Raw genomic sequence first — 9225 nt, forward strand, 5'->3', positions numbered from 1 at the left:
GCTTACGCCCGCAACCCAAGTTGAAACGGCGTCGCTTCCCGGTGTACGTAGGTGGTGCCAACCAACCTGCGCTTCGAGGAGGACGCCATGACACAATTCATAGCGCGTTACCGACCGTTTGTCACCGCCGCCCTGTCCGCCATCCGCCAAACCAGCCTCAAACGCCTCATCGGTACCCATCCCGCTCGCGCATAATCTGCGCGCGGCGCGAGGAAATCGAGAAGTAGTAGATCAGAGTAGCAATTCCCTTAATCCAGCGCGCAGTCAGGGCTTCGCGCTCGGTTTCGTTGGGTCCATCGGTACCGGCGCTGGCGTGCCCTCGATGCGTTCCACCACGGGCGCATTCCACGAACCGGTGAGCTTATAACGCCGCTGCCACATCTTGTTGATGCGCTCGGGGATCTCGGTGAAGACCTGTTCGGCCAGGAAGACCGCCGCACCCGCGCCGAGTCCGACCGGGCCGAAGAAGGCGCCGGCCGCGGGAAGGCTGCCGGCCAAGGCCGGAGTCACCGTCACTATTTGATCGTAATCCTGGGTTGCGAGCCCCGTACGGCCGGCGACTTCGACACGCCCCGAGGGGCCTTGCATCACTAAACCGTCCGTATAGGCGTTCCCGCTCGCGATCCTAAACTTACCTTGGATCTCGTCATAGGCGAATCCGGCCTTAAAGAGATCCATTAAATCGAGCTGCAATAAGCGCCGGATCGCATGCATGCTCACGAGCCCAAAGATCCGGCCGACTCCTTGATCGACATCGAGTAACCTACCGTCGGTTATCTTTAGATCGAGCGTCCCGTCGAGCCGGCTCAACTGAAAATCCGCGGGATCGCCCGGCCAGCGCGCGTGGATATCGAACGCCGTGGCGCCTCCTTCGAGTGCGACGGCGTGATACCCGAAGGTCTTGAGCAGCTTGCTCAGATCCTGCGCCCGGACTTTGATCTCGAAACGCGAACCGCGCCCGCTGTCTCCGGTCTGCCAACTACCCGCCGCATCGATGTTGAAGTCAGGCCGCACGAAGGATACCTTCGGGAGACTCAAGCCCGCGGCGCCGGGGCGGGCCCGCACCCGCAGAGCGCCCAGTGCGCTCGTGCCATAAGAGAAGTCCTCGCACCTGATTGAGATCGCGGGCAGGCGGCGCGGGTCAATCTCTCCGGGATCCCGCGCGCGCGCGCTTGGAACGAGCTTGAGGCGAGTGAAGCTGGCCTCGAGCATTCCCCCTGGGTGAGCGCCCGGTAAGCGGATCGATCCGCGCGCATCCGGTCCATCCGTGTCGATGCGCCAACGGCGGTTTTCCTGCTTTGCCCGCAACCGCAAGTCTTTAAACACGAAGCCGAGTCCTTCCAGCTTCGCGACCGATACGTCGATACTCAGATCCTCCGGGATCCGAAAGGGTGCGGATCGGCCAGCACCCCCTCGCCGCGAAAAGCCCTGCCATTCGGTCAGTGATAATTGCTCTAATTGCCCCCCGATCCAGTAGTCAACCCCCGCTATGGAGGCTTGCTCGCCGGCGCCAAAATAAAGCCGCGCGCCGGCAATCGGCTGGGCGCCGGTTCGCAGCGCCAACCGTGCCCGCATTCGCTCACCGTACGCCACGGCGATATCGCTCGTCCCGGCAGCACGCAGTGACGCGGTCAGCGTGAACGGCGCCGCCGTTGCCGCGGCTTTCCCGAAGGGCGCCGGAAGATTGATGCGCATGCCGGTCAACGGCGAGCGGACCTGCAATTCCGCCGGCCGCGCCGATTCCGGTAGTCTCAGCCTGGCCTCCCAATCCGTCTCCCCGGCGGCCACCCGCATCCGGCCGCGGCTGAAATAATCATGATATTTAGACGGCAACACGCTGCGCAGATGCTGCTCGATGGTCGGCCAGTCCGCGCGCCCGCGGGCTTTCACCCACCCGCCTCGGTCTCGGGCGCCGCCCTTGGTCTCGAGCAGGATGGCGCGCTCGAAGAGGCGTGCTCGAAGTCCCTCGCTCGACCAAGCGCCGCCCGCGAAGCGCAGCGTGCCCCGGAGATCCGTGAGGGAGTATGGGCCGCTCTTGAGCGTGTTCCCGGGAAAGGTCAAGACGCCGGCAACCGTGGCCTTTTGCGGATAGAGCGGAATGTCCATATCGAGGTCCAGGCGCGCCTCGCCCCCGATCTCGAGGGGCGCAATCCGCTGACCAAAACCGGACCGTAACGGGCTATTCGATACGAAGCGCTGCATATCGCTCGCGGTGCCGCTCGCGTGCCCCCGCACGATCACATGGCGTTGGCTGACGCCCAGGTCTGGAATTTTGGCGCTGAAATCGCTTAAGTGCACCCCGTAGATCGTGGCTGCGCGCGCGGCCACCCGCAGCTCCCGCCCATCCAAGGTGACTTGCGCGTCGATACCCTCGATGCGAGGCCACTGCTTGGAATATTCCACTACACCCCCGGTTAAATTGATCTCCGCCGCGAAGCGGCCCTCGTCCCGATCGAACGGGAACCGATCCAGCGGGCCCCTTAACACCACGGCGCCGGATCCGATCGTACCGGCCTGCAACGCCTGGCTTAGCCACTCCCGGCCCTTGGACGGAAGATCGCTAGGGAGATACTTCGCCAAACCACTGATGCGTCCCTTGTCGATCCCGGCCCACAGCCCGGCATCGGCCGCGCGCCCCTCCCGCATGACCAGATCTCCCCTGATGCGTAATCGGAGATCGGGGTTCTCGACCTCGAGACCGGGAGTGAAAATGCGCCAACCGGCCGCGAGCGCATGCCACCCGACCTCACCGCTCGTGCTCTCCAGACGCGGCGCGGCATTGAAGTGAGGACCCGCGTCGATTTGCAACGGGCCGCCGGAGAGGCGTAACCGGCCCTGCTCGGCATCCGTTTCCAACACCCCTGAAAGGCGCTCCACACCGGGGATCGCGGGGCTTCTTTGCACGGAGACAGAATCCAGGCCCGCCTTAAGATAGAAGCGCGCGGCCCTGGAGCGATCAGGATGATAAGCGAACTCGACCTCGCGCAGCAGGCCGCGGGGCCGGAGTCGTCCGAGCAGCGTTTTGCTTTCCTCGGACAAGGACTCGGACCGGATCAATATACGCGAGAGATCCGCAAGCTCGAGGTGGCTGGCGTAAGCGATCAATCGCCGCGCTCCGCGCGGGTCCGGGGGCGCCAAGGCTAGTCCGAAGCGCGCCTCCGGCCAGGACCCGTCCGGAGTGGCGATCGCGACGCGATCGGCGCCGATGCGCCAACCACCTCCGGGGCTGGCACGGGCGAGGAAGCGTCCGCTGGTCGCTAACATCTCAGAACGGTTCTCACCCGCACCCACGGCCAAGCCCCCGGTCTTGAACTCACCCGCGATCTCGCTCACTTGGCCATTGCGCCAAATACCCCAAGTGCGTAGCTTTACCGCTCCCCCGCCCTGCCGGAGGCGGATCGATGATAGATAGTCGCGCAACAACGCGGGGCCGATATCCTCGGCCTCGGTATAGAAATCGGCGTTCCAATCACGATCGAACGGCTCACCGGTCCCGCTCATCGCGATGAGCAGACGCTTGCCGACCTCAGGGGGCGGCCGCAAGGTCAATTTGAGCCCTTGCCGCGCCAGTGCGCCCGTGCTATCTAGGCGCACGTAGGGCAAGGCCCAGGCGCCGTGCCGCGCTTGGTGATCGTGCCAGCGGATCTGTGTGCCCTCGATGGCGACTTGCGGCTGGCGCAGCAGCCAGCGCAGCCTGCGCGCGTCCGTGCCGTCGATTCCTTCGATGACGATCTCCCCACCGCGCGTGCGCGCGACGGTAAACTCGGCGCCGGTGAGCGCGAGCCCGCGCAATTGCAGTTGCCGCCGCCCGAAGCTCGCCCACACATCGATGCCGATGACCGCGCGCTCAAACCCCATGGCGGGACGTAAGGTCTCGCCATTGAGCACGCTGATCCCGGTCAACACCAGGCGCGGATCCCACCCGTCCCATGCGGCCCGCACGGACTCGACCGTGACCGGCTGGCCCAGGAATCTACCAAGGTAATCCTCCATCTGGGCGCGCTGCCCGGCTATCCGCGGTAAAACCATGCGGGCGCCGAGTGCCGCCAGCGAGAAAATAAGCGCGAGCACTGCCAGAACCGGCAGCGCGCTTAGCAACGATTGAAGAACGATGCGGGCGGGCTGCGCAGTAGATTTATTCACAAGCTCCCATGCTATAGAAGGACGACATCGTACTGCTCCGGTCCATAGATCGCTTCGGCACGGACCGTGATGGGCCTGCCGATGAATCCCTCGAGCTCGGCCACGCCCGCCGATTCCTCATCCAATAGCCTATCGGCGACACAAGGAGAGGCAATCACGAGCAGCTTTTTAGCATCGAATTGGCGCACCTCGCGCAGGATCTCGCGCAAGATCTCGTAACACACGGTCTCGGCGGTCTTGGTCGAACCGCGCCCGCCGCACGTAGGGCAGGGTTCGCATAGCACGTGCTCGAGGCTCTCGCGCGTGCGTTGGCGCGTGATCTGCACCAGCCCGAGCGAGGTGATTTCGCTCACCGCGACGCGGGCATGATCGCGTTCCAGACCCTTCTCCAGCGCCCGCAGCACTTGGCTCTGATGATCCGCATCCTCCATGTCGATGAAATCCACGATGACGATCCCGCCCAGGTTGCGCAAGCGCAACTGCCGTGCGATGGCCTGCGCGGCTTCGAGATTGGTCTTGAAGATGGTCTCTTCGAGATTGCGATGCCCGACGAAGGCCCCGGTATTGACATCCACCGTGGTCATGGCCTCGGTCTGATCAAATACCAGATGGCCGCCGGATTTCAGCTCCACGCGCCGTTCCAAGGCCCGCTGGATCTCGCTTTCGACCGAGTAGAGATCCAGGATCGGCCGCTCGCCGCTATAGTGCTCGATGCGATCCACGAGATCGGGAATGTACTGGCGTGCAAACTCGCTGACCCGTTCATAGGTCTCGCGCGAATCGATCCGGATCTTTTCAACCTCACCGGCAACCAGACTGCGCATGGTTCGCAACACCAGCGGCAGGTCCTCGTAGATCACGCCGGGCGCTTTGGCTTCGCCTAGCTGCAAAGACAGCGTGGACCAGAGCCGCTGCAAAAACTCCATGTCCATCTGTAGGATGTCCTCGGCCACGCCCTCGGCGGCGGTTCGGACGATGTACCCGGAAGGCCCGGGGCACGCCCCGAGATCGCGTCCCGGCACCGGCGATTGCGCCGCCGCGGGAGCTTCCGCGGCGGCCTTGAGGCCGGCATCGTGATTGAGGATCACCTCGCGGAGCCTGGTCCGCTCAAGCTCATCTGCGATCTTCTGCGACACGCCGACGGTCGCGCTCCTCGGAATCAACACCAGGTAGCGCGAGGGAATACAAAGCCGCGTGGTGAGCCGCGCGCCCTTGCCGATGAGCGGGTCCTTCGTCACCTGGACCACGATCTCATCGCCCTCCCGCAGGAGCCGGTCGATGGCGGTATCGTTGTTCGCCTGCACATCGTGCTCGGGCCCGAAATCGAGGATGTCATGGAGATGTAAAAAAGCGGTGCGGTCAAGTCCTATGTCCACGAAGGCTGCCTGCATTCCCGGCAGCACCCGGGAAACGCGCCCGAGGTAAATGTTTCCGACTAAGCCCTTTTTCTGGCGGCGCTCGATGATGATTTCTTGCAGGACGCCGTTCTCGACGGCGGCGACCCGCGTCTCTTGGGGCGTCACGTTGACTAGATATTCTTCGGCCATCGCCGGTTTAGATCGCTCGCTGGAAGTGGATTGCATTAATCTAAACGAATTCGCTGCGTCTGCCGAGTCTTGTCGCGCTCCCTTGAGTCGCCCGAAAATGCGCTAAGGAAACTCTGAATGAGTGTTATGAGCACGCCCAGCTGCGCGAAGCCGCGCGGCGAGACGCGAGACATATCATGTAGATAGGCGAGCGGCGAGCGAGCACGCGACAAAGCAGATGGGCGGCGCAGTAGCTTATTCAGAGTTTCCCTAACATGCTATAAACTGCAAACATACCCTCGTACGATTAACGCCGGAGCGAAACTGCCTTCAACTATGTCACCGACCGAATCCACCCTCACCCTCGTCCTGGCGCTCGGGGCCGACACCCGCCTGGCGCCGTTAACCACCGACCGCGCGAAGTCGGCGATCCCGTTCGGCGGCAACTACCGCGTCATCGATTTCACCTTGGCCAATTGCCTGCGTTCCGGGCTTCGGCGCGTACTGGTATTCACGCAATACCGGTCGCATTCATTGCAGCAGCACCTGCGCGACGGCTGGTCTATCTTCAATCCCGAGCTCGGTGAATTCATCACCTCCATACCGCCGCAGATGATGAGCGACAGCGCCGGCTACGCGGGGGCCATCGATGCGCTGTATCAAAACCTCCACATGGTGGAACGCAGCGCTTGGGACTATGTCTGCGTGCTCTCGGGCGAACATGTCTATCGCATGGACTACGCCGCGCTCATCGACTTTCACGTCGCGCGCAAGGCGGCGGCCACGATCGCGTGTATCCGCCCCGATGACCTGATCTACAAGGATTTTCAATGCCGCGTCGAGATCGAAGGCGAGGCCGTCGCGGCCTTCGCCGCCCCGGTCCCGGGGACGCAAGCAACCTCCCTGGCATCGATGGAGGTCTATGTATTCTCGAAGGCGGCGTTCGTGCAGGCGGTCAAGGAGATCCGGCGCGCGGCGCCCCCCGGCCCGATCGATCCCGTCACCGCGCTGATCCCGCATTTCATCCGCCAAGGCGCGCGCGTTGTCTTCTATCTTTTTGGCGGGAAGAGCGGACGCGTCACCCAGGACCGTTATTGGCGCCGCATCGAGACCTTGGACGACTACTACGAAGCGAACATGGATCTCCTGCGCCCCGAGCCGCCCATCGACCTCTATCAACGCGACTGGTCGATCCGGACCTACCACGCTCAAAATCCGCCCGCCCGCACGGTGCCCGGCCGTTCCTCCGCCGAGGGCGTGTGCATTAATTCCATCGTCGCGAGCGGCACGGTGATCGCCGGTGGCGGCGTCAACCACAGCATTCTGTTCCCTCGCGTCTCGGTTGAAGACGGCGCGACGGTCGAAGACTGTATCCTCTTGGCCGGCGTCGAGGTGGGAGACGGAGCGCGCCTGCATCGCTGCATCGTGGATAAGCACGTCCAGATCCCGGCCGGCGAGACCATCGGCTACGATCGCGCCCGGGACGCGGAGCGGTTTACCGTGACGCCGAAGGGTATCGTCGTGGTGCCCAAGGGCTTTCGATTCGCCCAACCCGCCGATGGACCTCAGCACTGAGTTACGCCGCCTGCTGCCGCGGGACGCGGTCATCGCCGATCCCGCCTCGCTCTCCGTCTACGAGTGCGATGCCTTGTCCGCGTATCGCCAACCCCCGAAAGTCGTCGTCTTACCGCGCACGGCCGAAGAGGTGCGGGCGATCCTGCGCCTATGCCACCGCTTGCGCGTGCCGGTCGTGGCCCGCGGTGCCGGCACCGGACTCTCGGGCGGCGCGCTGCCCCATGCCGCAGGGGTATTACTGAGCCTCACGCGGCTAAACCGCATTTTGCATATCGACCCCGTGAACCGGACCGCCACGGTGGAACCTGGCGTTCGCAATACGGAGATCTCCGAGGCCGCAGCGCCCCATGGCCTTTACTATGCCCCCGATCCCTCCTCCCAGATCGCCTGCACCATCGGCGGCAACGTGGCCGAGAATTCCGGCGGCGTTCATTGCTTGAAATACGGGCTCACCCTCAATAATCTCTTGGCCTTAACCGTAATGACCATCGAGGGCGAACGCCTGGATCTCGGCGGCCAGGTATTGGATGCGCCGGGCTACGACCTGCTCGCGCTCATGACCGGCTCCGAGGGGCTGCTCGGGATCGTTACCTCGGTCACGGTGAAACTCTTACCTCAACCGCAAGCCGCACAGGTCCTGCTGGCGGCGTTCAAGCGCGTCGAAGACGCGGGTAACGGAGTGGCCGCCGTGATCGCGGCCGGGATCATTCCCGCGGGTCTCGAGATGATGGACCGCTTAGCGATCGAAGCCGCCGAGGATTTCGTGCATGCCGGCTATCCGCTCGATGCGGAGGCGATCCTGTTGTGCGAGATCGACGGCCACCCGGCCGAAATCGAGGCGGAGTTGCCGCGCGTCGCGGAAGTCCTCAAAGCCCAAGGGGCGACGGAAGTACGCGTGGCCAGAGACGAGAGCGAACGGCAGCGTTTCTGGACCGGGCGCAAGGCCGCCTTCCCGGCCGTCGGGCGGATTGCCCCCGATTACTATTGCATGGACGGCACCATCCCGCGCCGCCAACTCGCCACGGTGCTAGCGCGCATCAGCGCGCTGTCGCAAGAGTTCGGCCTGGCGGTGGCCAACGTCTTCCATGCGGGTGACGGCAACTTGCATCCGCTCATCCTCTATGACGCCAATGCCCCCGGTCAATTGGAACGGGCGGAAGCGTTCGGCGGGAAGATTCTCGAGGTTTGCGTCGAGGCCGGTGGCACCATCACCGGTGAACATGGCGTGGGGGTCGAGAAGCTGAACCAGATGTGTGTCCAGTTTACGGCCGAGGAGCTGGGGCAATTCCATGCCGTCAAACGCGCCTTCGACCCCGACGGTCTTCTCAACCCCGGCAAAGCGATCCCGACGCTTAGGCGTTGCGCCGAATTCGGGGCGCTGCACGTGCACGCCGGCAAGCTGCCGTTTCCGAAGATCGAGCGGTTTTAGAGGAAAGAGGGTCGTAGTGATCTAAGTTGGTGCCCTGCGCTTCGTCCGGTGGAGCGCCTTGTTCGGCAACTCGTTGCGTGCGCTCATGACAAACGTCCCATCTTGCCGCTCTGGTAATCCGCCATCGCCTGGCCAATTTCCTCCGGAGTGTTCATGACGAACGGCCCGCTCCCGACGATGGGTTCTTCAATCGGCTCGCCGCTGAGCAACAGTGCCGTAGCGCTCTTTGCGCCGTCAATGCGAATGGTTTCCCCGGCGCGGTCAAACAGACCAACCTCCGCCGCTTCGACGGCCTCGGAGCCATTCACGCGTACAGCGCCTTTGAGCACCACGAGTGCCGTCGTGTAACCGTCGGGTACGGCAAGGTCGAGCCGCTGGTCGCTCGCCAGGCGCAGATCCCACATGTGGATAGGCGTGAAGGTCTTGGCCGGCCCCTTCGCGCCGGCGAACTCGCCAGCAATGACGCGCACGGTTCCCTGGCCGTTAGGGAGACTCACGGTAGGGATCTGGCTGTTCAAAACGCCCTGGTAGCGTGGTCGCGCCATCTTGTCC

The 9225-nt window shown here is 63.8% G+C and carries 5 protein-coding genes; 2 read left to right on the forward strand and 3 right to left on the reverse strand.

The window, feature by feature from the left end:
- Positions 1-264 precede the first annotated feature (264 nt).
- Positions 265-4143, reverse strand: coding sequence for a TIGR02099 family protein (locus tag M3436_03960; GenBank protein ID MDQ3563313.1), 3879 nt, complete (start codon positions 4141-4143; stop codon positions 265-267).
- Between the two features lie 11 nt (positions 4144-4154).
- Positions 4155-5690: an Rne/Rng family ribonuclease gene (locus tag M3436_03965; GenBank protein ID MDQ3563314.1), complete on the reverse strand. Its 1536-nt coding sequence runs from the start codon at positions 5688-5690 to the stop codon at positions 4155-4157.
- A 315-nt stretch (positions 5691-6005) separates the two neighbouring features.
- On the opposite strand from M3436_03965, the gene M3436_03970 reads away from it, so the two are divergent.
- The gene (locus M3436_03970; protein MDQ3563315.1) at positions 6006-7244 is read left to right on the forward strand and encodes a sugar phosphate nucleotidyltransferase; all 1239 of its coding nucleotides are present in this window, start codon (positions 6006-6008) and stop codon (positions 7242-7244) included.
- On the forward strand, positions 7228-8673 hold the full coding sequence (locus M3436_03975) for an FAD-binding protein (GenBank protein ID MDQ3563316.1): 1446 nt from the start codon (positions 7228-7230) through the stop codon (positions 8671-8673). The genes M3436_03970 and M3436_03975 overlap by 17 nt, the downstream gene beginning before the upstream one ends.
- An 83-nt stretch (positions 8674-8756) precedes the next feature.
- On the opposite strand, the gene M3436_03980 is transcribed toward M3436_03975, so the two are convergent.
- A partial coding sequence (locus tag M3436_03980) for a pirin family protein (protein MDQ3563317.1) occupies positions 8757-9225 on the reverse strand: 469 nt, incomplete at its 5' end.

This window comes from Pseudomonadota bacterium (assembly GCA_030859565.1).
GTDB lineage: Bacteria > Pseudomonadota > Gammaproteobacteria > JACCXJ01 > JACCXJ01 > USCg-Taylor.

What these genes read in the sequence shown, in the direction of transcription:
- M3436_03970 (MDQ3563315.1), top strand. Translation starts at nt 6,006, where the DNA reads ATGTCACCGACCGAATCCACCCTCACCCTCGTCCTGGCGCTCGGGGCC.
- M3436_03965 (MDQ3563314.1), bottom strand. Translation starts at nt 5,690, where the DNA reads ATGGCCGAAGAATATCTAGTCAACGTGACGCCCCAAGAGACGCGGGTC.
- M3436_03975 (MDQ3563316.1), top strand. Translation starts at nt 7,228, where the DNA reads ATGGACCTCAGCACTGAGTTACGCCGCCTGCTGCCGCGGGACGCGGTC.